The sequence below is a fragment of the Marivivens marinus genome (assembly GCF_035969385.1).
GTDB lineage: Bacteria > Pseudomonadota > Alphaproteobacteria > Rhodobacterales > Rhodobacteraceae > SELP01.
On the sequence record NZ_JAYKKJ010000005.1, the window covers coordinates 15,310 to 40,649 of the forward strand.

At 53.8% G+C, this 25,340-nt stretch carries 18 protein-coding genes and 2 tRNA genes; 5 read left to right on the forward strand and 15 right to left on the reverse strand.

What is annotated here, in order from left to right:
• Positions 1-337: 337 nt before the first annotated feature.
• Positions 338-994, reverse strand: coding sequence for a hypothetical protein (locus U3648_RS09100; RefSeq protein WP_420858927.1), 657 nt, complete (start codon positions 992-994; stop codon positions 338-340).
• A 139-nt stretch (positions 995-1,133) separates the two neighbouring features.
• Here U3648_RS09100 and U3648_RS09105 point away from each other — a divergent pair, with 139 nt between their 5' ends.
• Positions 1,134-2,066: an IS5 family transposase gene (locus tag U3648_RS09105; protein ID WP_420394792.1), complete on the forward strand. Its 933-nt coding sequence runs from the start codon at positions 1,134-1,136 to the stop codon at positions 2,064-2,066.
• 192 nt (positions 2,067-2,258) lie between these two features.
• Here the strand turns inward: U3648_RS09105 and brxL are convergent, their stop codons facing one another.
• Genes brxL through U3648_RS09145 form a run of 8 tightly spaced genes read right to left on the reverse strand, consistent with a single transcriptional unit; the run spans position 2,259 to position 16,108 of the window.
• Entirely contained in the window at positions 2,259-4,322 is a 2,064-nt protein-coding gene (gene brxL / locus U3648_RS09110) for a BREX system Lon protease-like protein BrxL (RefSeq protein WP_420858928.1), read from the reverse strand.
• A gap of 7 nt (positions 4,323-4,329) precedes the next feature.
• Positions 4,330-6,858 carry a PglZ domain-containing protein gene (locus tag U3648_RS09115; protein WP_420858929.1) on the reverse strand — a complete coding sequence of 843 codons (2,529 nt, stop codon included), beginning with the start codon at positions 6,856-6,858 and terminating at the stop codon, positions 4,330-4,332.
• Positions 6,855-8,699 (reverse strand): BREX-1 system adenine-specific DNA-methyltransferase PglX, encoded by a 1,845-nt coding sequence (locus U3648_RS09120; protein ID WP_420858930.1) that lies wholly within the window; start codon positions 8,697-8,699, stop codon positions 6,855-6,857. The genes U3648_RS09115 and U3648_RS09120 overlap by 4 nt, the downstream gene beginning before the upstream one ends.
• Positions 8,696-10,585, reverse strand: coding sequence for an Eco57I restriction-modification methylase domain-containing protein (locus tag U3648_RS09125; RefSeq protein ID WP_420858931.1), 1,890 nt, complete (start codon positions 10,583-10,585; stop codon positions 8,696-8,698). Before U3648_RS09125 ends, U3648_RS09120 begins: the two co-directional genes overlap by 4 nt.
• 3 nt (positions 10,586-10,588) lie before the next feature.
• Positions 10,589-14,218, reverse strand: a complete 3,630-nt coding sequence (gene brxC / locus U3648_RS09130; RefSeq protein ID WP_420858932.1) for a BREX system P-loop protein BrxC — start codon at positions 14,216-14,218, stop codon at positions 10,589-10,591.
• A 21-nt stretch (positions 14,219-14,239) separates the two neighbouring features.
• Positions 14,240-14,815: a BREX protein BrxB domain-containing protein gene (locus tag U3648_RS09135; RefSeq protein WP_420858933.1), complete on the reverse strand. Its 576-nt coding sequence runs from the start codon at positions 14,813-14,815 to the stop codon at positions 14,240-14,242.
• A complete protein-coding gene (locus U3648_RS09140) occupies positions 14,802-15,581 on the reverse strand; it encodes a BrxA family protein (protein WP_420858934.1) in 780 nt (259 codons plus the stop codon). The genes U3648_RS09135 and U3648_RS09140 overlap by 14 nt, the downstream gene beginning before the upstream one ends.
• Positions 15,581-16,108, reverse strand: a complete 528-nt coding sequence (locus tag U3648_RS09145) for a BrxE family protein (protein WP_420858935.1) — start codon at positions 16,106-16,108, stop codon at positions 15,581-15,583. The genes U3648_RS09140 and U3648_RS09145 overlap by 1 nt, the downstream gene beginning before the upstream one ends.
• 537 nt (positions 16,109-16,645) lie before the next feature.
• Between U3648_RS09145 and U3648_RS09150 the strand changes: the two genes are divergently transcribed.
• Positions 16,646-17,119: a hypothetical protein gene (locus U3648_RS09150; protein ID WP_420858936.1), complete on the forward strand. Its 474-nt coding sequence runs from the start codon at positions 16,646-16,648 to the stop codon at positions 17,117-17,119.
• 35 nt (positions 17,120-17,154) lie between these two features.
• On the opposite strand, the gene U3648_RS09155 is transcribed toward U3648_RS09150, so the two are convergent.
• From U3648_RS09155 to U3648_RS09175, 5 genes are all read right to left on the reverse strand, one after another.
• Positions 17,155-17,238 (reverse strand) — tRNA-Leu (locus U3648_RS09155).
• A 2-nt stretch (positions 17,239-17,240) separates the two neighbouring features.
• Positions 17,241-17,317: transfer RNA gene (locus tag U3648_RS09160), tRNA-Ile, on the reverse strand.
• A gap of 22 nt (positions 17,318-17,339) precedes the next feature.
• Positions 17,340-17,549 carry a hypothetical protein gene (locus tag U3648_RS09165; protein ID WP_420858937.1) on the reverse strand — a complete coding sequence of 70 codons (210 nt, stop codon included), beginning with the start codon at positions 17,547-17,549 and terminating at the stop codon, positions 17,340-17,342.
• A 120-nt stretch (positions 17,550-17,669) separates the two neighbouring features.
• Positions 17,670-18,185, reverse strand: coding sequence for an META domain-containing protein (locus U3648_RS09170; RefSeq protein WP_420858938.1), 516 nt, complete (start codon positions 18,183-18,185; stop codon positions 17,670-17,672).
• A gap of 163 nt (positions 18,186-18,348) precedes the next feature.
• The gene (locus U3648_RS09175) at positions 18,349-19,062 is read right to left on the reverse strand and encodes a hypothetical protein (protein ID WP_420858939.1); all 714 of its coding nucleotides are present in this window, start codon (positions 19,060-19,062) and stop codon (positions 18,349-18,351) included.
• Between the two features lie 445 nt (positions 19,063-19,507).
• On the opposite strand from U3648_RS09175, the gene U3648_RS09180 reads away from it, so the two are divergent.
• The 3 genes from U3648_RS09180 (at position 19,508) to U3648_RS09190 (ending at position 21,596) form a co-directional block, all read left to right on the forward strand.
• Positions 19,508-19,975, forward strand: a complete 468-nt coding sequence (locus U3648_RS09180; RefSeq protein ID WP_420858940.1) for an HD domain-containing protein — start codon at positions 19,508-19,510, stop codon at positions 19,973-19,975.
• A gap of 315 nt (positions 19,976-20,290) precedes the next feature.
• Positions 20,291-20,866: a hypothetical protein gene (locus tag U3648_RS09185; RefSeq protein ID WP_420858941.1), complete on the forward strand. Its 576-nt coding sequence runs from the start codon at positions 20,291-20,293 to the stop codon at positions 20,864-20,866.
• Between the two features lie 421 nt (positions 20,867-21,287).
• Positions 21,288-21,596 (forward strand): hypothetical protein, encoded by a 309-nt coding sequence (locus tag U3648_RS09190; protein WP_420858942.1) that lies wholly within the window; start codon positions 21,288-21,290, stop codon positions 21,594-21,596.
• 427 nt (positions 21,597-22,023) lie between these two features.
• Here U3648_RS09190 and U3648_RS09195 read toward each other — a convergent pair whose 3' ends face one another.
• Positions 22,024-25,281, reverse strand: coding sequence for a DEAD/DEAH box helicase family protein (locus tag U3648_RS09195; protein ID WP_420858943.1), 3,258 nt, complete (start codon positions 25,279-25,281; stop codon positions 22,024-22,026).
• Positions 25,282-25,340: the final 59 nt, after the last annotated feature.

Below are 25,340 nucleotides of genomic sequence, written 5' to 3' on the forward strand. Positions count from 1 at the left end.
AAGTAGTCATCGGCTCGTCCATGGTGTGTCCATTGATCATGATCTTGCGATCCTCGACCGTTTTACGCTGGCGACAATTTCCGACCGTCTTTGCATTGATACCGAGTTTTCGGCTCTGCGTCGCGAGCGAAACTTGCGATCGCTGTATTGCTGTTCTGACACCGTGCGTTGTAGTGTTGCAGTCTTAAAGAATTTATCCCATGGCGCCTCCTTACATTCCGACGTTTGGATCGCGCCATCAAACCGCAATACTGACATTATTAAAAATAAAATTTCAGATAATAAAATAATTATTCATAAATAATCTAAAAACTACCAAAATTCAAAATAATTATAATTAAGTGATTTCTGTTTTTTTTGCCGACCCAGCAAGGCGTTCGCGCTCTTCTCGTCCAACAATTATCTCAATTATAGCGGCTTCGCTCAGCAAGCCTTGCTTGTACATCATTAGCGCCTCTTTTAAGAATTGGTGAAAATTGTCATTTTTGCTACCTAATGCTCCCTTGGTAGGAGCTATATCTATATTTTCTGCAGTTTTTGCAGTTTCTGCAGTTTCTGCGGCCTTTACCAAACTGCCGCGCATTGGACGAATTTCAATATCTTTGGGGGTGCGCTTGATTTTTTCATCAATCCACCTTTCAGCCTCAATTACATTGGGCAAGGGGTGCTCACCAACGCTCACTCCTTTGCTTTGCCTCACGATCTTATAACCTTTATATATCTTGATAACCTCGCCGACCTTTCGTTCCAGCCTAAAACTTGCTTTAACTTGTTCAGTTTCTCGTATTTCTAATTTAGCGGGAAATTTCCCCAAATTCCGCAGTTCTTCGATCCTTCTAAGGCCGGCTTCATCAATTAAGCCTAGCCTCTCTTTTTCAAGAAGTGATTTTACATCTTTCTTGTGTTTGTATACAAAAAAAGGCGTTGCGATAAGTGACAAAAAGAATGCAGCCAAACCACCAGTCACTGCAGCATTTAGTCCATCAATAAGCACATTCCTCTCCACTTCCATATTTCGCTTTCTAGACGCACTGATTGTGATTTTAGTGCAATATATATGAACCTCGCAAGGCTTTGTTGCACAAATGGGGTGAGGGATTCCCTGTGTGAATCCAGCGTGGTAGCTGGCGAGCATGAGCAGTTGGTCCCTTATGACGTACAAGACCAGGAACTGGCCTTCGTACAACACGGCGCTGAAGCAGCGCGGTTCGCTATCGATCTGGTTTGATCCCGATATGACCTGGCACGCGGCACCCACCGGCAAGCGCGGGCGGCAACCCGAGTTCAGCGACGCGGCGATACAGGTTTGTCTCACGATAAAGGTGTTGTTCGGCATGCCCCTTCGCCAGACGACCGGGTTCGTCGAAAGCCTGCTGCGGTTGGCAGGCCTTGACTGGAAAGTGCCGGACTTCAGCACTCTGTCTCGCCGCCAGAAGACCCTGAGCGTCGCCATCCCTTATCGCGGAGGAACGGGTCCTTTGCACCTGCTGATCGATGCGACCGGGATCAAAGCCGAGGGCGAGGGAGAGTGGAATGCCCGCAAGCATGGCGGGTCAAAGAAGCGCCTTTGGCGCAAGCTGCATCTTGGTATGGACGAGGAAACACTGGAGATCCGCGCAGTCGGTGTCACGACAAGCAACGTCGGCGACGCCCCTATGTTACCCGACCTGCTGGCACAGATCCCGCCCGACCAAGAGATTGCCACGGTCACCGCTGACGGAGCCTATGACACGCGCAGATGTCACAATGTGATTGCCGCTCGAGGTGCCGTTGCCGTCATCCCACCACGCAAGAATGCGCAACTCTGGAAGCCAACTACGGCGGGTGCTATCGCGCGAAACGAAGCCGTGAGGGCCTGCAAATATCTCGGACGGGCACTCTGGCGAAAGCTGACAGGCTATCACCGACGAAGCCGCGCAGAGACGAAGATGCACTGCGTCAAACTCCTTGGCCAAGGCCTGATGGCCAGAGACTTCGACCGGCAGGTCGCTGAGCTCCAGATCCGGATCGCGGTGCTCAACCGCTACACCGCTCTTGGCATACCCGTCACTGAGCCCGTAGGATGAGTCCGTCCGGGGAAAGGGGAAGCCTGCCCTTCAACCGATTTGTGCAACAGAGCCCCCTTAAGAAGAAAGATGGCTCATGCTTCACATGACAGGTTCAACTTTGATCGTTTCAGGGATTTGCCCCAACAATAATGCGAAACTAGGCTTAATCAGCTAGTTCTACCATCTTCAGAAATTTTAGTTTGCCACAAGTTATGTTGCTTTGAAGATGTCGACTTTTGTCTCCAGGCACGGCCTGAGCGAGAAGTCATTTGCTCCAATCGCGAACCAGCCTTCCGGTCTCTGATAGAAGTCGAGACCTCGTCCGATCTTGATGATCCAGAAGTCATCGATCCTGATTTCCCGGTCATGAATTTTGCTGTCGATCTCAACTGAAAGTACGACGTCTCGCTCAAGCAGGCTCTGTTTGAGCTCTTCAATCTTGCTCTCCACCCCCGCAAGATCGGTGTTTTCATCATATCCGGTCAGTAGATGGATCTCTCGCACGGTCGGGCTTTTCACGACTGTCTCGCAAAAGCGCACAAAATTCGCGATCTGATGGGGTGCACGAATGTACGGGTCTTCAATCGAAACCTTCTTCGCCTTTGCCAGGTATGGTCCGACGATCGTGTCGTAGGTATGCCCAACGTCCCCATAGGCGATGGTGTAGTGCCGCTCTTCCGGGACTTCAGCTTCAACGGGCTGCGAAACTTCGGGTGAGATAGCTCTCTGTTGGGTCGCCACTTCCGGTTCTTTGATCTCAACCATTTTCGGTCGAGAGGCCTTTCCGGAAAGCGTGCGGCGCGCAGGTTCGAGCGTCGCGGCAATACCTTTAGTCTCCGGGCAATGAACCACCACCTCACGACCATCTGGCGCGAAATAGGAAAGGTTTATCAACGCAAACTCGTCATCTGGTTTGCGCTTGTTCATCTGCTCCTTCACGCGACGACGACACTCAATCGCGTACTCGACGTACTCGAAGAAATCCTCGTCGCTGGGAGCGCCGTCGGGATGGAGGATTTTCAAGAACGCGCAGAGCGTCTTCTTGATACCCTTCTCATCGCGCCCCTCGACATTGCTCCCAAGCTTCACCCGGCTTGAGACCTCTTCGTATCTGTTATTGTGCTTGAGCTGGTAGTGAAACGCTTCAGCCAAGTAGTCCGTGATTAGCCCAAAGCGGTCTGTCAAGTACGCGCTGCTTGTCTTGGGCATCTCCCAGCCAGGCAAGTAGCAGGCAAAGCGGTCCATCACGGCCAGATCGAACTCAGCAGGGAGCGGTAGGAAGAGGTCGTGCTCGGATGAACGAACGATTTGTTCCACCGACTGATCGATGTTTCCCACGAAGGCCATGCTCGCATTGGCAATGATCTCGACACCCCTCGAGAACCGACCATTGGCCATGAAGTCCTTCATGATTTGGATGGTATCTGGGTCTTTGATCTTGATCCCACCAACCTCGTCGAAAGCAACGGTATCCCAGAAGCCAACAAGCCCGATCTTGTTGCGGGCATTGTTGTAAAACAGCGTTGCCTTCGTCGCTTGGCCGCCGCTGATCAGCGTCGAGTACGGGGAAAATTCACTAAAGAAGTACGACTTCCCGGTGCCGCGCGGACCAAGCTCGACAAAGTTGAAATTAGCCTCAACGAGGGGCGCGAGCCTAGCAATGAAGTGCAGCTTTTCCCTATGTGACAGCGTGCCTGGTTCGAGGCCGACCGACCTCAGGACCACGTCCAGCCATTCGTCTCTCGTAAGCTTTGAACGGCCTTCCTTGTAGGCTTCGAAGTCGAAGCGACTCAGCTGGATGGGACGCAAGTCTTCTACGTAGAAGGCGTAGTTGTCCTCGTCGATATCGTTGTGTGCGATGGTCACCTCAGCCCAGATACCGCCTTCAAGAAGTCGATCGATGTCGCGGTAGAACTTCTCGGCGATGGCGACTTTTTGGGATGCAAAGTTCTCGAGCGCTGCCCAATGACGCTTGTCCTTCTCGACGTAGCGCACATGCACCTTGTCGATGAATTTGTGCCTGCCCTTTACGGCAACCCGAGATTGAGCGGCATTTGCTTCGTCAGGGCGAACGTAGTTCTCATCAAGCGTCGCTAGAACGGCTTCCATACCGGCTTGGATTTCCGCTGGTTCGTTGCTTGCGCAATACCGTGCCAAAAGGAACTCCAGGACGAACGTAGGCACGTTCGTCCCTTTCTTAATGCGATGCAGTAGGTCCTTGCGGACGACCTTGCCGTCGAAGACCTCGTTGAGCTTCTTGTCGAGGTCATCCATTTCCATTTCAAACGGCATAGTCAGTCTCCAGATCAAGGCTGGCGTAGGCGGCCATCGTTACCGGATCGAGGGCCTTCAGCCTAAATTTTCCTTCAAACTCAGGCTCCATGCGAATGGGGATTTGTTTGCTCTCGCCGGGCCGCAGCGTGATGGTTCGTGTGGCTGGGTTTACGTCCCCGCCTGGGCGCGGCTCTCCTACGACATCATCTTGTGCGGACTGAGCTTCGAGAAGGACCTCAATGTTTTTGTCCTGTGTGAACATGTCTTCAGACGATGCACTCACTTCCACTACCGGCACCCGCGTTGTGATCCGCTTAGCGCCACGCTTGTAGTTGAGCTCAACACGGAAGCTTCCGGAGCCCGACAGATCCTTGGTATCCAGTCGCGCGACCAAGACCGGTACGATCGCCTCCGGCAGCGATACCCCTCCGTGAAAGTAAAGATGTCCTGCTCTGTAAGGAGCCATGCTCTTTGGCAAAGCGACTTGCTGATAGTCTCCACGCACCCCCAACTTGGCCGCATCGATTACAACACTATGATTGTCCGCGTTACCCGTTCCTAGGAACGCACGGTCGTGTGCGTTTACGGCCCAATTGCCTTGTGGCTTCGAACAGACGTCGCCGTCAGATGCGTGCCCATTCAAGAAGAAGCCGTGATCTGTGGCGATAACTGCGTCGTGGAAACCAAGCTCGCGCAGCTTGTGAAGGGCCACGCGAACAAGTTTCAGCGTGTTCGGGATGAGCCCGAGGGTGCTCTCCGGGTTGTTCTCGAGCTGACTGTCGATCTCAGTTGAGCGCAGCACGATAAGATCAACAGTCTTGGAAAGGCGCGGTTTCGCTTTTACGAAATCGCTTAGGGTCATTTCATGGAAGCGGTCACCCAACCGCTTCCTTAGAACATCCATACGCTGACTGACATTCGCGACTTTGGCATCACCAAGCCTGGGAACGAGCTTACCGGCCTCGTCTGTCAACCTGAGGTCTTCGCGCGCTCCAGGGAGGAGGCTTGCCATTCCAACTGGCGTGATGGTCGGAAGCTGCGCGTACGCCGCTTGAAGTTCAACCGGGCCATCATCCGCAAGCCTTTTTTCAAGCGCTACACCGAGTTCGTAGCGCAGGGCATCTACAAGGATATAGGCGACCTTTCGACCGCTTTCCTTCAGCTTGCTCGCCACATGCTTGTCGTAGACATCGAGATTGCTCAGGCGTCCCTGCGGGGGCCAACCCGATGCTTCCAGATGCTTCACAAAGGCGGTCTGTACCTTCTCAGCGAGGCGTCTGTATTTTGACCTCGAGTACTCGACCACGTCAGACAAGAGGTCTTGATGATCCAAGAAATCGGAGAGCGCCTGCTCGAACTCCCTCTGAAGTCGATCAGTTTCCCTCAAGCTTGAAATGTAAAACTCAATCAGGGCGCTCTGTGACTTTGCGTGATCTGGGAGTTGTCGCTCGTTGTCGTCGCAACTCTCAATCAAGGCGAAGCTAGCCTTGATCAACTCCCACTGTGCTTGGCTTTCTCCACGACCGATCCACACCGAATGCCCATGGGCTCCGATGGTGGCCCTCGCAGCGTTGAGGTCATTTTCAAGCAGGCCCTTGATGGCTCGCTTCAGGAAGGTCCGCTCTTCGAAGGGGAAAGTATCCCTGCTGCCCAGGTCTTCGATACTTGCGCATATCCTGTCTAGCGAGAGCTCTTGCTCGATTTGCTCGGCGCGTTCGATGTAGACATCTCGGCTCGCCGGACTGGTTCTCAACCTCTCGCAGACGTCCTCAATAATTGGTTTCGCTTCAGCAACAGCATGCGGAACGCCCTGGAGCTGCTCCGGTAGGTCCGCTGGCAAGTCGAAGACAAATTCGCTGAAGAGCACAAACCGCCACAGCTCGTCAGAGATGGAACTCCAGGTCTTGCCTCTCGTCTTAACGCTCATGCCAAGCGTTGCGGATAGGAACTCCCGCGCTTCTTCGCTCCATCCATCTTGAGCTTTGAGCGCCGCCGCTTGCTTCTCGCTTGGGGCGAGCAAGGCTTCAAGGATTTCACGTCCAGACTCGACCTTCAGCGCGGCGCGCAGTTGCGGCCAACTCGCACCGCTACCCACGGCGTCGACCACTGAAAATGTCGGACCACCTGGCGAGTTGGCAAAGACGCGCCTTATCTCCGTTGAGTGATCAGGCTTGGCGCGGAGGCAAAGACTTAGGTAGTCATCCCCGTCATCACGGGGAAACACCGCCCCGGCCTGCGCGTAGATCGAAAACGGATCGATCTGTTTCTCTTCATCAGTCTCTGGCCTTCGCTTAGGGACATAGACCAGCACAGCATCCAGCGTGCTCTTTGGTCGCCCGATATCCTGCAGGGCTTCAATGGCAGCCAGGCGGCTCTTGATGCTGCTGCTGCTTGCATCGACGACGCGAACACGTTCGTCTTCAAGGCTCGCGCACACGCTCTGGTATCGCCCGTCTGGATCGTAGACGACCATACACCCCGCCTCGATCAGACGAGGGCGCAAGATGGTGTCACGGATGAAGGCGGCAATACTCATGCCCGATCCTCGGGTTCGACGTAGAGATGTTCCAGGTCGTGCGCGATGGCGAGGGATTTGTCTGTCTTGCACTTCTCGCGCACGCGGTCTGGCCAGTAGGCCATAGCCAGGTGCGCCCAATCGTAGTCACCCTTCTCCAACTTGGTCCACGTATCCTTCAGAACCTTCTGCCACGGCTTGTGACGGAATAGCTGCCAGAGCGGAGCAGCGCTTATCTGAACGCCGTCATCGTGGTTGGGACGGTAGGTCGGAGCGATCTCAAGGAGCGCGTCACGAAGCGCGATGAGTTCGAACTCAAGGTCCTGGAGTTTCTCCAATGCTTTCTCGTCTGAACTAGAGCGAGCACTGCCTTTGTCGCGCAATGTTGCCAGGTCGCGTCGAACTTCATTCAGCTTTGGTTCAAGGAAATCATTCACAGCCGTGTAGAGCGTTTGGCTAGTCAGATCAGGATAGTAGAGCCAAAGAGTGTAGCTGCCTGTGTCAGTGGAGATCGGCCAGTAGATGGGGGCCTTGCGGCGACTCTTGCTGTACTGTCCCAGATGAAACTTGAAGAAATCGCGCTGTAGCCAGCGGCGTACATCTCCACGCGTTTCAGCATCGACGCGGGCGAGCACCTCTTCAATCAATCTGGACAGATCATGCGGATGCCCTTGGTCCTCCACAAGGATACCGGCATGAGCATGAAACGGCTCTGCAAAATCAGTGAGCATCCCAGGACTTTTAGCTGGCAGGGGATCAAATGGCTCCGGCTCGGGTGGGGCTTCGCGCTCACCAGTAGCTAAACGCCAGTCGAAACGGCCAAAGGCGACTCCAACAGCCCAGCTGAATAGGCCTTCGGTTTGATCCACCGCGAAAGCATCCTCGTCGTCTTCACCAACCTCCGTCTCGCCCAAATCTTCGTCAGAGGAATCGGTCGGACCAAGAGCAGCGGCTCGGTCTGCATCATTGAACCCATAAAGTTCAAAGGCGATAATATCGATTTTGGCCTGAATGTCGTCGAGCACGCCTTCAATGTGCGACGGATCGTACTCCCCCAATCGCGCGCGAATTGCTGCAGGCAATGTGAATGCATGAGAGGTTTCATTGATTGAATCGAGAATACGTTTGAGTGTCCAAGACTGCCGGGTTAGCCCCTCCAAAATCGAGTTTTTTTCTCCATCAACATCTGGCATGGGTGTGCGCTGTATCACGCCAGCCTGCCAGGCGCGATGATCAGCTGTCATTGAGGCTAGTCTCTTGAATGGTGTGGAGTTGAGCAAGGCAAGTTCGGCAAGATTCGCTCCGTGGATTCCCATTCCAACTACAGAAAAGATACAGCCTTTAGGCAGGATGCGTGGAGCAAATCCAAGATTTGTGAAGCTTGTATATGTAAAACCGGGTAAGAAGTATCTATCTGCACCCCGCACTCTGGACTTTATGTTTCCCGTCTTCGGATCAGAAAAATTTCGGAGCTCACGACCGTTTTCCCCCCATTTAACAAAAAGGTCGATATCTGCGTAGTAACTCGAATATGCTCCACCCTTCGCATACGGCTGCCATTTTGAATTCTCGGCATTCGAAGTTACTTCCCACCAAGCCCTAACAAAACGGAAATCATCCGCAGTGCCCAGACCTTGTGTGACACTGCGCCCGGCAGAGCCAAAAGAGGGGAATGTCTTGAAAAGACTTCTCACATTTGGCGAAACCCAATATGCGAAAGAGACCCCAGGTATGTCTTGGAAGCTTGAAGGGTCTACTTCGACATAACTGCTCAAAGCTTCACCAGAGCGAAAATCTTCTACTGCCTGCAGTAGATCTCGTGGCTTCTCTTGACTTTCGATCAGGCGGATAAAGCAGGTCATTTTGCTTTCTCCAGCACATAAGCTGCCGCCTGGACCATTGCGTCGTCCATAATCCCATTCCCTAAGTCGGCAAGCGCTAACATCTTGGTGTCTTCCAGGATGGTTTTTTGCCTCCATTCCGTATAACTTGATAAAAGAAATGCTGTTCGCGATGTTATTGCCCCAATCAGGCCGGTAGTTCGAATCATATCGACGGACCGCTCAACAAACATAGCGAGAATGTCTTGACGACTATTCGGGTGATTTCTGGTTAGGTATGTTTTTGTCGACGCGCATACTGCTCCAAACGGCGGATTCATAAGAACTACATCAAAAACGTAGCTCTGCATTTCGATCATGCGGAAACACTGCAAAGCGTCCTCCGCAAACAGCCGTCTCTTATAGCTTGTCTTCGCGCTATGCGCATAGCTGGATAGTGCCTCTCCAAGCCTATCTTCAGCCTTCTGCCACTGCATCTTATCTTCTTCTCGAAAGAGGTCGCCGTGCTCGCCAAATACTTGACGCACCAGGGCAGGCAATTCCTTCTCGACTTGCAGCAGTACTCCAAGCTCCGGCAGCCCCTTGAGCAAGAACAACGTCTTTTCGAACAGCTCTGCATCCAGCGGATCGAGTTCTTCCATGAACCGCTTGCGCAACTCGACTTCTGCAGGAGGTGCGACCGCTGCCACCACATTGCCATGCCCGACCTGAGGTCGATCCTTGGCCTTCACGCCTGCCTCATGCCAAGCGCGCTGCGCCCTGAGCCATAAAGCAAGCGACGCGATCTGCGCCGCGCGTGGGTCAATATCAACGCCGTAGATGTTGTGCTCGATGATCAGTCGCGGCACGTCGTGCAAGAACGCATCTTGATCGGCGTAGGTCTGACTGAGGGGCTTTAGCTCATCGCTGCCACCAGTCTCCGTGTCCAGGCAGCCGGGGCCATGGGCCTGCTCCCAATCCCAGGCCTCACGGTAGATTTCCTGGAACAGGTCGAAGGCATAAAGCCCGAAATGCATGGAGCCACATGCAGGGTCGAGAAGCTTGATCGTACGCGGATCGCGAAGACGCTTGGCCGGCTCCGGATGTTCATCCGGCTTCACAAGAAGGTATTGGCACCTGTCGCGCAGGCTGGTCTCGCCGCCCGTCCAGTTAAACCAAAGCCTGCCAAGCGTGTTGTCGACGAGGAATTCCACCACATAGCGCGGCGTAAAGAACTGGTTGCGGACTGCCAGTTCGCGGCTGTTGCGCGGGGCTTGAGACGCATCGCGCATCGCTTTGCGCTCTTCCTTCGAGTTGAAGTACTGGTAAATCCAACCAATCGTCTCGTCCTCACCCCATAGCGGCTCGATCTCTCCGTGGTTGATGAGATCGATCACCTCGAGGAGCGCGGTCTCGCGAGGGAACAGGCGGCCTTGCGGCGAGAACCGGTCAAAGAGCCCGGGCAAATCCTGCGCCAACTCATCGAACACGCTTTGTAAGAAGACCCGATAGGCATCGCCAGTTTCACCGAGACCAGTCCCAGCAAGGCGTGAGTAGAGTTGGAAGCCCTGAGACTGATAGCCGTTGCCGACAGTCTCGATTAGGAGACCGCGCGCCTCGGCCATACGCAAGGCCGCGAGCCGGTTGAAGATCGTAAAGGCCTGCTCTCGGACGATCCGGTCTAGGCCTGCTTTCGCGTCTGTGTCCGAACCAGCGCAATAGTGTTCAAGCGTGGCACGGAGAATACGCGCCGTCTCACGCTGTTGGTCGGTTATGTGACGTAGGCTTTCGAGCAAAGAGACCGTGCCCGAGTCAGGGTCCAATCCGTAGTCGTTCTGAAGCTGTCGCGTGAACTCCTCTTCCAGAATTCCACGAGCTGCGCTTACAAAGCGCTGAAGCGTATTGCGTGTGGACTGATCAAACGCCATCGATCAGGCCTCATCCGTCATCAGGGAGATGGAGACGTCGATCTCCTCGTAGAGCCGAGCTTGCGTCTTCAGCTCTTCCAGCTCCGAGATTACCGCTTCAAGCTCCGATGCCGAGCTCACCTTGGCAGGGATGGACACCGACGTTTCCAGGCGCGAAGGACCGTCCTTTCCTTTCTTGGCCTGCTCATCAGCAATGCGCTGGCGAATGCGTTCCTGTCCGGTGACCTCAACAGAACGCTTCAGTTCGTCCAGCGTAATGCTGATATCATAATTCCGAGCAAGCAGTGCGTTCAGCCCGGCGAGGTCTTCAGTCGCGGAGAACTCCAAGGCATCCAACCGGCTTAGTGTCGTACCACGCTCGTCCTGAGTAAGTTCTCGCCATTCAGGCAGCTCTTGGAGACTTTCGCCGCCGTCCTTGAGCCGTTGCTTTTGTTGGTTCGACAACTCAATGACAGTGTCACGGACGCGGCCCTTGATGTGAGTTAGGGTCGAAGCCAAGTCCGCAGAATGCCTGAAGAAGTCGTCCTTGGCTGCCCAATCGGAAATGGATGAGAGTTCATCCTTTAGCTCCATGCGCAGCGCACCGGGTGCGCCGGTATCCGGCAACGCCTCGATATCACGCTTATGAGATTGAAGCTGCCGAAGTGTGTGTTCCAGCCCATTCTCAAGTGCTCGCCGAACCTCTGCAGCCCATTTCAGATTGTCGTAAAGTGCCGACTCCTCCGCTCCTAGAAGCTGGGGCGCATCCGAAGCGTCAGAAGAAAGCAGGTCCGACAGAGACTGGTTCAACGCTTGTGCGCGATCACTTCCGTCAACACCAAGTGAGCCGAGTTTTTCCGGCAAGGAACCATATTCGTTCTGAAACCGAGGGAAGTTCTTCAGCGTCGCTTTGCTGATCTCTTGTTCAAGCGGGATGACGGTGTCGCCCAGCAACTCGGTCAGACGTTCTGAAGCGCGTGACAAGGCTTCATTGGAGGGGCGCTCGTCCCTCAGAGACACGCCGATCTGCTTGAAGCTGTTGTTTGTCTTGAGAGCGTCAATCGCAAGCGGCCCAGCAGTTGTGACCTCGCGCCCTGAGACCGTGAGTTTGATCTCGCCAGCCAGTAACATAACGGCGAGAATGTACCGGGTTGTGTCCTGCGACCACCCGAACGGGTCCGCGTTGAAATGCTCAAGAAGCCGCTTCCCTACAGCGCTTCCATGCCGGTCAATGTAGTCACGGATGCTCACGAGAGCCTTTTCGTCAGTCTTGAACGACGGACGGCCAGCTTTCACCTGAACAAGCCCCAGCGGGTCAAGGGCACTTGTGATCGCCGCTGGATTAGCAAGCTTAAGAACCTTCTCAGCATTATCTGTGTTGGCTCGAACAGGTGCTTCGCCATAACGATCGAACACTTGGGCTGCTGCGCTGGAGAGTATTTTCTTTGAGGCCTCCAAAAGGTCGGCATGCAGCGCAGACACAGCAGTGCTCTGTCCCCTGAAGATGAACGACCCCCCCTGAAGAGCAGTCTTTAGTTTCGACTTGAGTTCTGCCGCCAGCCTTGCAGCGCGATCTTGTTGTGCTCTGCAATATTCCCTGATCTCCTGATCGGCGTCATTTCGATGAAGTTCGGTTATCCGCTGACAGCGGAAGATCTCGTTGCAGAGGTCGTCCAGTTCGGGCGTTGTCCTCGTCATTAGACCGATGACATTGCGGGACGCATGGCTTCGTGAGTCGTCAACTAGGCGGGTCTGTGCCGTTTCGTAGTCGTCGGATGCAACGAACTCGACGACGGTCTGGATGGCGTTTTGCTCTCCAGCAAGGCTCGTCACTGAGCCTCCACTCTGAACCTTGATCCCCGAAGCAACTGCAAGAGTTCCGTGAAAGTTGACCCTGGGCAGAGGATCGAAGACTTCACGGACACCATCGTTGAAGATGCGCCGAACATCGACAGAACGAAGCGCCAGTCCGCTACGCTCTTGCTCGATATCTCGCAGCTTCTCGCTCAAGAAGACAAGCGTGCCATCTTTATCGCCGAGCGGAACCAACGGGTCCCGCAACATCTCTTCCACGGCTGCTTTGACCTCCTCGAACTTTGAGGGAGCCATGACCGAGGAGTGCATCAAACTGGCAACGTTCTGAAGCGTGACTGGTAGGTTCCCCAGTATCTGCAATACAGCAATAGATTTGGCGATATCTTGGTGAAGAGGTTGATCGGGAAACCGAATTTGAACTTTGCCGACCGCTTGATGAACCGGAGCAAAGGCTCTTCGAATATCCTTCTCGAGCTCGTCATACAGAGTGACCGTCGTGGCGAGCGACCCTACGGGTTGATCCGCGAGAGCAGTTGTCCCTCCCTCACCACGAAGGATGTCTTGGACAACTTTGATGGCTGAACGCAACCCAACGCCACCTGTCGACTTGGCTAGTGCTCCAAGAAGCTGAAGAAGGATTTCAAAGTGAGCAGGCAGGAAGGGGTAGAGTTGAACGAAAGTGTCGCGGGTGAAGTCCGCGTCGTAGTACTTCGCATTCTCTAGCCGGGTGTTCTGTCGCAGCGCTTGACCTTGCTGATCAAATAGTCTGGCGAGCTGCTTTTCACCGTCGTTTGACTTACCAAGTAGCCGTCGATAGCAGATTTCCTTGATATCGCTGGACTCAAGATCGATCTGGATGGGAAACCGATCCTTTAGCTTGAAGAGCTGGGGTGAATTGAGACTGGCTCGGGGGTCATCCTCAGTAAGCGTTTGTTGTGCCGTCGAGATGATCCAAACCTTTCCGTCGCCCAGCCTCTTGAAGTTCTTCGCAAGCCCGTCGAGATTTAGGATCAAGTTGTCCCGCGAGGCAACATATTGACCAACTTCGTCGACGATGAAGATGATATTTTGCTTGCCGCTCTTTTGGCGCACAATATCAATCATCTCTTGGACACGCTGATCCTCGAACTGAAGGAAGTCTTCAATGTTCGAGCTAAAAGAAGATGCCTCGGGGAAGAGCTCTGGGTACATCTCATGCGCGATGCGAGGAATAAGTGCGTCAATAGCAAGCGGATCATTTTGTATCCGCTTCCAAGTGGCACCCGGCATCACCTCGGAAACCTTGTTATGAAGTTCTTCGGTCCGATTGTCCGCTTCAACTTTCCGCTCGAAAGCTGCAACCTTGAGGTTCCGGGAGTAACCTGCCCACTGAAGAACTTTGTAGTAGAGGACGCTCGAAACATCCTCCATCGTCGCACCAGCGAGCATCTCACTAGCTAGGTCTAACATCACTACAGCTGCGGGAAATCTCTGCGCGACGGTACTAAGCTGAGCTTTGGTCTGCGGCTTGTGGAGGCGATCTTGCAGGTGAGTTAGGAAGGGGACTCCATCAATTGTCTTCTGATTGTCGAAGGCAAGACCCAGGTATTTTGTAAAGGAGCTTTTTCCCGATCCGTAGAAACCGGAGACCCATACGCCAACTTCGTTTTCGCCACCCGCTTCCATCGCATGTTGCATTTTATCGAGCAGTTCTTGGAATTGCTCTTCAATACTTTCAGTTACAACGTATTCAGATATTTCAGCCTTCAGGCGCCTCTCCTCGTCAGCGCCGTAGCTGATGACTTTCTCAATCGTACGATTGATGTCGCGAGATGCGTCGAACAGACTGCGAATGCTCATGCTTTGTGCTCTCAAAAAATGTTATCCGCCCACGTGCACTGAGCGATAGTTGCCGTCCTCTGGGTAAAACCCAAGATACTTAAGCTTCGTCTTTCCTGTACGCGTTCCCGGATAGAGAAAGATCGTCGGCACATGAAAACTGCCCTGCAACCTACTCTCAATTGAACCGATACGCAGAAACGGATGCAGCGCCTCCAAATCCGTCACGATCAGCAGCGCGTGCTCATTGCCATCAAGCTCGCTGAGCTTGCTTTCAAGTCGTTGAAGAAGACCGTCTTCCGCTGTAGCCCGTGCAGCAAGAGCTTCGTTGGTTTTTTTCCAGTCAGTCGGGGATTTCTCATCCTGTGCCACCCACAGTGGCCAGAATGGATCTTGCTTCAGCAAGTCCCAAAGCTGCTCCGCGATTGAGAACAGCTGAACGTCCCAACCCTCTTGATGTAGCTTAGCTTCCCATGCAGGAGTTTGCCGCTTTACCTCAAGAATACTTTCAGGAGGAAAGACGAGGTAATAGACGGGCTCAAAGCTCGCATGTCCAAGCTCACGCCCATGGCGAATCCGTTCACGAAGCTCATCAAAATCCGCTCTAAGTGAGGCCATCGCAAAGCGCCTCCATGTCAGGGAGCGTCCAACTGATACGCACAACGTCGCTTGCGCTCTGAATGACTAGGTTGCCCTGGAGTGATGCACGTTTCAGCTCCTGGGTTACATCTTCACGAGACAGGCCAAAAAGCCCCCAGTCCTCATGTGCGAGTACGGTGTTGTCGCCCATCCCAAGAAAATGAAGATCATACGCCAGATAGGCAGTGACAGGTTGCGCTATTCGAAAAGGAAGAATTTGCCGAGTTGATTTCAACCCAGCTTGGAGAAGTCCAAAGTCTGCGCAACAACCGGTAAGGTAAGCTGCGACACGACGGGTAGTGCTTTCGGACCAACGCTTTGAAGTCTTACCGTCGTCTATGCCGCGCTCGACAAAATGCCGAGCGTCATTGCTTTCGATCGTGTCGTAACCGCCTTCATAGCGTGCCCAGTAAACTTCGCGGACAAAATCTGCGAGGATTGGGTTGGCACGGCAGGTGTACAGAAAGAGCAGCTGTAAGAACGCGTCACTCGGAAGCTGATGACGCAAAGTCTTAAGAAGTCGCGCCGTTTGCCCGTCACCCCTAAGGTAGCGCGGCGCAAAACACTCTGCCACGATGTTTCGCAGGCGACGGGCCGTCACGTTCGGAAACCGACCTGAAGAAAGCGCAGTCTCGTACAATGCTGCTGTGCGCATTTCAGGTTCCCAGATTTCGAGTAGTTCTTTGGTTTCTTCAACCAATCCGAGGCCAGCCTGGAGCTGCGTTGTGTATGGAGCACTTTCCATCACGAGCTCTTCTCGAAGTATGGATACGCACGCGTGCCATTTTCGAATGCTTGGTGATACACAGATGCCACTCGGGACAAGGCCGATCCGCCCAAGATGTCTTCGATATCGCCACAGAGCGATGGTCCCTCTGCAACTTCGGCTTGGCCGTCGGCAAGATTTAGAAGAGCCGCCATGCCAGCTGTTTTGTCTTTTATCAGAATGTCGTCGAGCTCATCCGGCGACATGGATGCGACAAGATCATAGATATCTTGCTCGGCTTCTTCCGGAAGGCGAAAAACGTGGAAGCTACCTACACTGAGATGTTCATCGTGAGTGCGCCGCGCCGCTTCCAGGTTGCCGTTATACTGCGCGAGAAGCGAAGTACGGGGAAAGACCGGCTCCAAAAACATCTTTGCCGACTTTGAAAAGAAAGAGGTGGGCCACCAACCATGGAGTTCACGCTCGCCCAGAGCGCCCACCAGGAGCCTCAATTCAGCAAGTTGCCTATAGCGCGACGCAGTGTTCAATGTCTTATCCTCGGTCAAGAACCCGTTAGCGCCTAGTTCAAATCGTGGAAGCGTTCATCGGAGGGAAATTTGTGGACGCAGTCTTCATGGTCCAACGCTATGAAACCAGATCCATTTCTTCAAGTGAACATTGGATACCCCTGTCTTGAATGCACACATTCTTCAGCGCACATCTATCACAGACCGCGGCATGGGTGCCGATGTCGATTAGGATGCATCGCGGCTTCGATGACGATCGAAGATGCCTAGGGCACATATTGTTGACAAAGCAACTCAACCCCAATGCTCGGAATCCTGCCGATTAAGCCATCACACTCGCCTGCTGGTTGACCGCCTCAGTATTCGCGCTGACTGTTGGTCAAAACAAAACATATGAGGCATGAGATGCGATTGAGCAGGCATCTTGGTACGCTCGCGTTCAGCTTGGGCACCGGTTTGTGGCTTCTTCTTTCTGGGCTACCTTTAGCTGCGCAGACTTGGCCGCTGCCCCCCCATTCCGAGCTGAGTGTTCAGGGAGATTTGAGCGAAGAAGTGTACAACGCACTACGGCCACAGATGCAGGAGATGTTTTCCAACTGCCAATTTAGCATGAACGCGATTACGCCATCGGGTCAGTTCATCCCCCACTACTTTCCTGCCACACCGACAGTCTCGGAGCGCCTCGAGGACGGAACCATGATTTACCGCCCGCTCCCACCTCCGGGTATCTACAGCCTTCCAGCAGGTGAGGGGCTCACAGCCTATGTCGCCCATTCGATGGTCTGTGGTCGCTGGCCAGAGGGCTCAAACAATAGCGACGTCGACCCGGGCGCATGGGGAAATTGCGGCATGACTGGAAACTGTCAGGGCTATGTGGTGATTGGTGAGAATGTCCATGACTACATTGGCCACTCACCATATGTTCGCAACAATGGGGATGAGTGGATGCTGGTGTTCCCGCATAGCCAGTGGGTTGGCGATGATGTAGCCTTAATCGTCGATGGTCAGCTCATCTTCACCCATCAGCAGCCCGGACAGAGCGAGAGATAATAATACGGGGTATTCAACCCTCGTTAAGATGCTTTTGGTGCCCCCTGCCGGACTTGAACCGGCACGCCCGAAGGCAGAAGATTTTAAGTCTCCAGCGTCTACCATTCCGCCAAGGGGGCTTTGGTAGGCCCGGCAGGACTTGAACCCGCAACCAAAGCGTTATGAGCGCTCTGCTCTAACCAATTGAGCTACAGGCCCGCACAGTCAGAACCATACCCATCTAAGGGGCAGTGTCCATGGCGAGCTTAGCAGCCTGCAACCAAGCCTTTGCGGCCTCCTCTGCCCCTATCCCAACACCCGCTACCCCCGCGAAGTGAATCTCGAAGAGAGCAGTGGAGTTTGGTTCAGCCCAGAATCCACCTGCAGCTATAACGCTGTCGCGCAGGGCAGCTGCCGGGTCTTTAGCGTTCAGGATGTCATCCAGTTTCATGTGCATCGATGTATCAGCAGCAGTGACGCCACCCATTTAGGCAAGGCAGCGTCAAGTGCAACATCCGAAACGCTGATTACATCGTGCACTCATCTGAACAGGCGCGGTCCATACGCGGCTCTACTCATACCTTAGCAGAGTGACCTGAAGCTGTCCGCCTTCATTAAAAAGGTGGAGGCGATCATCGATCACGAAGTAGTGCCCATCGAATGGGATGATCTCAAGAAACCGGTCTTCTTCCTCATGATCAGAAGCTGGGCAAGCGCGCATCGTTGAGAAAAGGCCGTCAATGAGCTCAACGCGTCCGTTGTTGGCATAAACATCGCCCCAGATCGGGTTGCAGCCCGCAGAGACCGAAAGGTCACCGCTTCCGAAGCGGACCCACACGTTCTCGGAATCTTCATAGACCGGCTCAACGAGGCCGGTATCCATATTAAGGAACGATATGACCCTCCAGCTTCCCTGAAGCTCTTGTTCGACGTAGGGCAGAAATCGAAGGTCAGAGATGAGAATTCCATCGAGCGGACTATCCGCAGAAGCAGTGTTCGAGACGAGGACGGAAGATATCAGCGCGAGTGCAGTTGTGGTTGCTTTTAACATGAGAGTGGCTTTCAGGGCTTGTGCTTGGATAATCATGTGTCGCCCGACAGAGCTGAAGGGTTCACACGGAATAGAAGCCGCCGAGTTCTGTTAGCCTCCGATTTCCCCAAAAACGTAATGAAGCGCCACTACAGTTAGGGAGTATCAAGGATTTACTGTGGGCGCTTAGGTGCGGCGATAAGCAGCAAGTTCGTCGATATTATGGCTCATAGGGCGAGCCTGGAGCAGGACCCATGCTTGGTTCGCCCTCGATTTCTTCAGCCTCTTCCTCACACTCAGGACGCCAAGATTCTAGCCATCCCGCTACCGTGTCGACATTGGGCCGAGCCCATGCCGGCACGACCTCTACGCGGTCACTCTCCAAAAAGTCCCGGTATTCCTCGACTTCCTCTTGAATGATTTCAGAAGTCACTTGTGCCACTTCACACGCATATTGTGTGCGATCCCCTCCAGGATTTTCTTCAAGCCATTCCTGATACTCCACCTCCACAAAGTAAGCAGCCAACAAGCTACCCACTGCAGGAACCGCCACAACCATTCTGCGCAATCGAGCCTTTGCGCGTGCTCTAGCGACCGCAGTGGCGACCGCACGTGTGGTGCTGCGCTGTAGAATACTGAGTTGGCGACTAATGCGGCCAACTTGAGCAGATGAAGATGAAAGATTGGCTCTCAATGTCCTTAGAGCCCGAGTTTGCGCTGCCACTCTGGACTGGGTTCGTGCCAGATCCGTAGCCAGTTGGCCTGCTTCCAATGTTAACTCAGCAACCTGAGCTGTCAGGCGAACCGCGTGAATGGCTAGGCTGGCGGAACCAAATGCTAGAGCAACGAGTAGTATTACAACAAACCTCATTGTTCTCAGGCTTTTCCAGAGAATCCGAAGTGCTTTGATCAAAATAAGGTCCTCCTCGCTCAAACTTTATGTGCCCAGGGCCTCGTCCACATGCAACAAAATGCAGCCCGCACTTAGACCCTGCCCCTAATGGCTGTTTGAGCCAGCCCCCGGGACTAATCGACCGCCAACAGACGGTGATGAAAGGTTCGGTCCACCCTTTATGAGAATACTTCTCACCCATGAGGCGGAGCAGTGTCATAAGCGGATCTTATCTAGACTTACCGCTCAGTCTACCTGGCATAGTTATTGCAGGCTGGATGGCGCCATAATCTTAAAGTATGCAACGGCATTTCAGAGGATAGATGACGCTGAGTCTATGCGTTGAAGTTTGCTGTTTCTGGGTAGCACTACGGCCACCATAAATCACCCCTCTGCACCCTTCTCAACTGGAAGGCATGACGGGTATAATTCGGTCCAGCCTAGCATTCAGTAGAGCACTCTCCGCATGTTAACTCCCTCCGCCAACGTGTCCGCAGCCCTCTTCTACCACCTAGTTGACACGCACTCGCTGGGTCATGGCGGGTTCCATGGGAGGGATCACTGGCTGCGGGTCCTGCACAACGGGAGAGAGATCGCCACTGCGACAGGCGCCAACCTGAAGGTGGTGGAACTCTTCGCAGTGATCCACGACAGCAAGAGGGAGAACGAAGGCCACGATCCTGATCACGGTCCACGCGCAGCGGAATACGCCAGGGCGCTGCAAGGGGACTGGTTTGATCTCTCAGCCGCGGAACTCAACCTGCTCTGCGAGGCCTGCCGCTACCACTCAGACGGCTTAATTGCTGCTGATCTGACTGTTCAGGCCTGCTGGGACGCTGATCGGCTTGATCTGGGACGGGTTGGCATCAAGCCTGACCCTCGCTTCCTGTGCACGGGCTATGCCAAGCGTCCGGAGGTGCTGCTCGCTGCCTACGAGCGATCCTTGGGTCAGTAATTAGGCTTACACCAAGTGGATGATTGCCAAAGCTGAAATGGCGCCGAGCGAGGCCGAAGTCAGCGCAAGTGCGATGGCAACTACAGTTTCTTTTGTGGTTGGTTCAAACATGGATACGGCCCAGAGAGCTTGTGTTGGATATCCATTTGTCGCCCAACAGAGCCAGATGGTTCAGAAAACAGACGAGGGACGGGTCTGCGAGCGAGAAGCATGCTATTGATTGAAGAGCTCGGCATCCGTTGAGTTCAAGGATAGAGCTGCAAGGGCAGACAGTAGAAAGCGCCGCCCCTTCCACCAGAGGAAACGAGGAACAGTATGTTCATGCTGATCAGAATTGCGCTGCTGCTATGGAAGCCGCTGGCTCTGATCCTGCTGCTTGCCATGGCATTCCCTGTCGCGGCGCAAACCGAACGAGAACTCCTCGTGAGGCTCATCGATGAATACCGTGCGCACTGCGAGGCCACCGACCCTGAACCAATGTCTGAAGCCGAGGCGGAAGAAGAGGACATATTTGAGATCGCTGAGGATGCCCTCTACACCATGCCGGTTGACGACGATCTGGAGGCCCTCGTATTCCACGCCAGCATCCGATGCGGCTACTCCGGCTGGAGCTACAACTGCGGCACTGGCGGTTGCCGTGGGCATATCATCGTGGACGGGCAAGTATACGATTACCGAGGCGGTCGACCGATCAGCGTCGAGACGTCGCCGGGCCGTTACACGATCCTATTCAGTCGACATGGGTCGAGATGCACCGATGCCGTAGACCCAGACAGCTATGACGCCCCGGGGGTTGCACCGTGCTACATCGCTGCAAGCTGGTTTCAAGGACGCTTCATCGCGCGGGAAGGTTTCTTGAGCTTGCACCAGTGGAGGAACACATCGGAATGAAAAAGATCTATAGCGGCTTCAACACTCCACCCGTACGCCCTGGACCTCCCGCGCGGGTCAAGTATGAAATCGATTTCAGGTGTCCTGCATGCGGCAGTGAGGATACCCAGCCCACTGGTGAAATCCCACAGTTCTTTGATGGAAGTCCTAGTACGCATGACGAAATACGAAAATGGACATGCAACTCATGTAAGCATCAGCAGCTTGGTGAGGACTTTGCGTTCAGTCGAAGGGATGTGTAGAGATCTGGGTCAGAATGCGTCTAACCGCGAGTTCATGGTCAATACGACGCTGCCCATGCGAGCAAAGCTGGCGGAACGCGGAGTCGACCTCACGGTCGCAGAGATCCAAGCGGTCCTGTAGTACTATGAAAAACGGCTGTATGCTGAGCTGGGAGCGCGGGCGACTGCGGATGTAAGCTATGAAGAAATCGCAAGACAAATCATCGACGGTCGTGCAGATCCTGCCGGAGCCGACACCGCCGACGGGTCTGAGCTCAGCCTCAATGCAACAGGTGATGAAAGCGGCGTTAGAGAACCAACGTCCGCTGCCGACCTTGCGAGCGCAGAACAGGCAGCCAACCAAGAACTCTTCCAATCCGTCACCAGCGATGTTGGAGATGAAGGCACACGCCGAACATCTGGCGGGAACGTCGTTCTCAATGGACGAGCTACAACCGCATCGGCCATCTTTGGCGGCACAACGGAACGCCCGATCTACGAAATCATGAGCCGCGCTCGGCCTTCGTGTAGCCGCTTTACCAGGTCTTCGCCACCAAACCTGCCCAATGGGTAACAAGTCTCGACAGGTTTCGAGACCAAAAATGGCAGTGCAGTCTTCGCCGCCAAAATCCTTGCCGCGACCGGCTGGGTAGGGTCCAAGGCTATGCGCTCCAGTTCTATTAGGAGTTGATGTCCACGCCTGTGAACCGCACTCTGGATCCTATCAGCATCATCGATATCGAGGACCTCTGCTAACGCCTCTTTTGCGATGGTCGTCTTATTTTTAGACCCCCTTGGACGACCGGCTCCAAGGCGTGGCCCACCGCGATTGTTAACCATTTTGCGCACCATTCACTGCTATTGCATGGTATCAGCTTTGATATTTATGTAATATTATAACAAAACAAAGTGGCATTCAACGGGCTGCGCTTCATCTCACCACATGAGAGCAAGCTCATCACTTGCCCTCAGCTTTTCTCGCCATGCGCGTGTGAGCTTTGTCGAAACCGCTACACTAGTCGGTAAATACTGAACCATATTTTCTGAACTTGCGCGGCTAAGAAGAAGCTGCCCTGCCTCATCCACATTCATTAGCAGTGATTTGACGACGATCGCGGGAACCATGTAGCGCGCTCCAACACTCTGTAGACCAACAATTTCGGTTTGGCATTCAAAAGAGCTGCGCTCATTGCCATTACCTTCTAGTAAGAGTTCCTTATTAGGCCTATCAGCAAGTGAGGACGTGCCGGCCTGCCGAGCGGCCTTCTCGCTCTTAAAAACGTCGGGAAGCAGCGCCTGCACTATTCCGGCCCATCCTTGAACCCGCTTCCGAGGTAGAAGTAACCCGTACCTCCCAAGGATCAGGTCACGAGCAGTAGGGCGAGCACATTCCCATGTAATAACTTCATCGATCTTTGTGTTGGGCAGTGGAACCTGATTGATGATGTCGATTTGTAGCGGGTCTTCTTTTGTCCTGTTTACTGCCCTCCCGCGACCGATTGCTTGGATTAGCTCTTCCTCACAGACGTGAAAGCGCAGCATGTCCGCAAGATGATCAGGGTGACGCTCTGAGCGCACGAGATAGTTCGTACCGGTAAGCGGTTGCCAAACAGAATTATAATACTCTGGCTGTATCGTCCCAACTGGCTGCGCAAACAGTGCCTCTGCGTGGATCTCCACAGCCCCTACGGGTGGCTGGGTCCGCCCGACGACAATAAGCAAATCAACATCTCGCCACTCATCACGCCCCCGGATCGCGTTGAAGTGCGCAGCTTCCACATGTGCAGGCAGCCCGCAATCTCTGATACAATTCGCTACGGACTTTTGGCCGATTACCAAAACCTTATCATAAGAAGCTGAACGGGCATCGATGTAGCGCCGAAGCTTTAACAGATTGCCAGTCGGTTCACTCCCCTCTAAGAAGCGCCTCTTAGCGGCGGAGAAGACGACCTGCCTAATTTGAGTATGCGGTATGACACTTCTTATTCGGCGCGCAGGCGCGCTGATTGGCGGAAGTGGATAAGGGTAATCGATGGCGACGGATCCATCCTCATCGGCAAACTTGCCAGGCTCATACATTGGAGGAGCTTGATAACCATCATATAGATGCCTTGAGCGTTCCCAGTTTGATGTAGCGTCAACCTGAAGCAACGCCGCCGAGAAATCTTTGTGAATGCGCCGCTGCCGCGTAAACTCAAGCCGCCTTCCACTTTCATCTACAAAGCATCGCAGTCCCACAACGCCATGCTGCCTAATGCTTCGAAGTAGATTCGCATGCGTAGCTTCTTTCGCAATCTTCAACGCCACTATCTTAGCCTCGTAAAGCTCGCTTACATCTGCGCCTTCACAAAGCTTAATCTTGTTCGTTCGGCTCCAGAGCTCCTTCTCCAACCGTCGAAGCGCATGATCATCAACATCCAGGTCAGAACGGCTAAATGCGACACCAAGCGGCAATGAACGCATCGCTCTTGCGAACTCAGGTGACGCATCTGCTTCCGTAAGGACCGCAGACCTCTCCTCGAAGCCGGCGCCCATCGGATCTTCGTCAACGATCAGGAAATCAATCGGTGGGATTGGCGCCTGTCGCTTGTGAAACAAGACATTATGGGGTGCAATCCAGATTTTTGACTTAAGCTTTCTCTGGCGCTGATACCCGCACAAAGTACGATGTTCGCAAACCTTACACAGCTGGCTTTGCATCCCAGCGGCCTGAAAAACTGCGTAGTCAGTGTGCCGACGGCACATCTGGTGTGCTGGACTGGATGGATCGGGTTGGCGTGGACCTCGATAGACTTGGGCCTCCGCGCCTGTTGCTGCTATCCGGTGTGACAATTCGTCTGCCAACGCGTGTGTTGGGACCGAAATAAGTACCCCGTGTCGATCCTGCAGCGCGTCGACTAAACGATGCAGGATCTCGATGTATTCTCTCGTTTTTCCGAGCCCAACCTCCGCGTCGATAAGTTGACGCGGGGGCAGAAAGTACTCCTCAAACGCGCACGACAGGAACCAAGCGTTCAACCCTGAACTGCCTTCTGTGAAAGCAGCCCTCAGACGGTTATAATTAATAGCTAGCTTGGCCCATCTCTGGACTTCAAACTTGAGTGCCGCAGAAGCCTCCTCTCGTGACAACTTCTCATCAACAGGATATGGCTCGGCAATAACAAAGGCCTTGTTGATCCAGTCTGCGATGCTCCTGTCTAGGACGGTGTCTGAAGTCTCGTGCTCCAGATAAGATCTCGGGTGCTTCTCATGGTCCCACGGCGCTTCGCTAACACGATTGCGGATGTCATGTTTGAGAGCTTTAAAATCGACCCCTGGACCTCGATCATTCAGGTAAGCTGCGATCGCTGAAGTGAGGACGTTGTGACACCCCTCCAAGCCCGGACCATCACCTAGTAAGGATATCCTCGATTCATAGCCGGACGCGACTTGCAAACCAACACCAGTTCCATTCGATGCCGTGAGTTGTCTCGGCTGCACCCTGTGAATTACTGGAACACTGACTGTGTCACTAGCTCCAGGCACAATACCCTTCCGACGGGAAACAGGATCTACTCTGCCGTTCTTGAAGATGGGGTTGGCGACAAAATGTGGTTGCACCGTACGGAATAGAGCCTTGTCGACAGGGGCGATTGTCAGCCAACTCTTTAATTCGCCTTCACCTACCGGGCGATCGATCCAAAACCAAAGGTGTCCACTGATTGTCGCTCCATCTCCCGACAACCCAGCCGACGACGACATGCTATAACTGCATACGACATCCTGAAACTCGGGAGGCAGCAACGTGCGTAAATATAGCATTGCCTCTAATGAAGTTGGCTCCAAGCCCTGCAAGTTGGGCACTTTGTCGAAATCCAGCATTACCCAGTTACGAGGAACTTCCAGAAAATATGGGACCACCTCACCCAATTCTTTCTGCGCGTTCTTGGCGCGACGAACGGTCCCGTTGGCTCTAGCGATGGCCTGCTGGTTAAGGTGCCCCCTGATTATAAAGTCAGTGCTGTGATCACCAAGCTCGACCAGAAGGTCGTGCAGAGCACGAACTCCATCGACTTCAAACGCTCTATAATTAAACCACTTTCCTGCATTGAAAGCCTTTGTGACTGGGACGCCACAGGAAATTGTATGCGTTTTAGCGGCGATGTACGGCGGCAAGCAGCTCAGCACCGTTATCCCGTTGCCGTATCTGTTCATCGACAACCCCGAATTATGATTTTCAGCAGAGCATACAGAGTGGACTTAGGCGGCCAGCT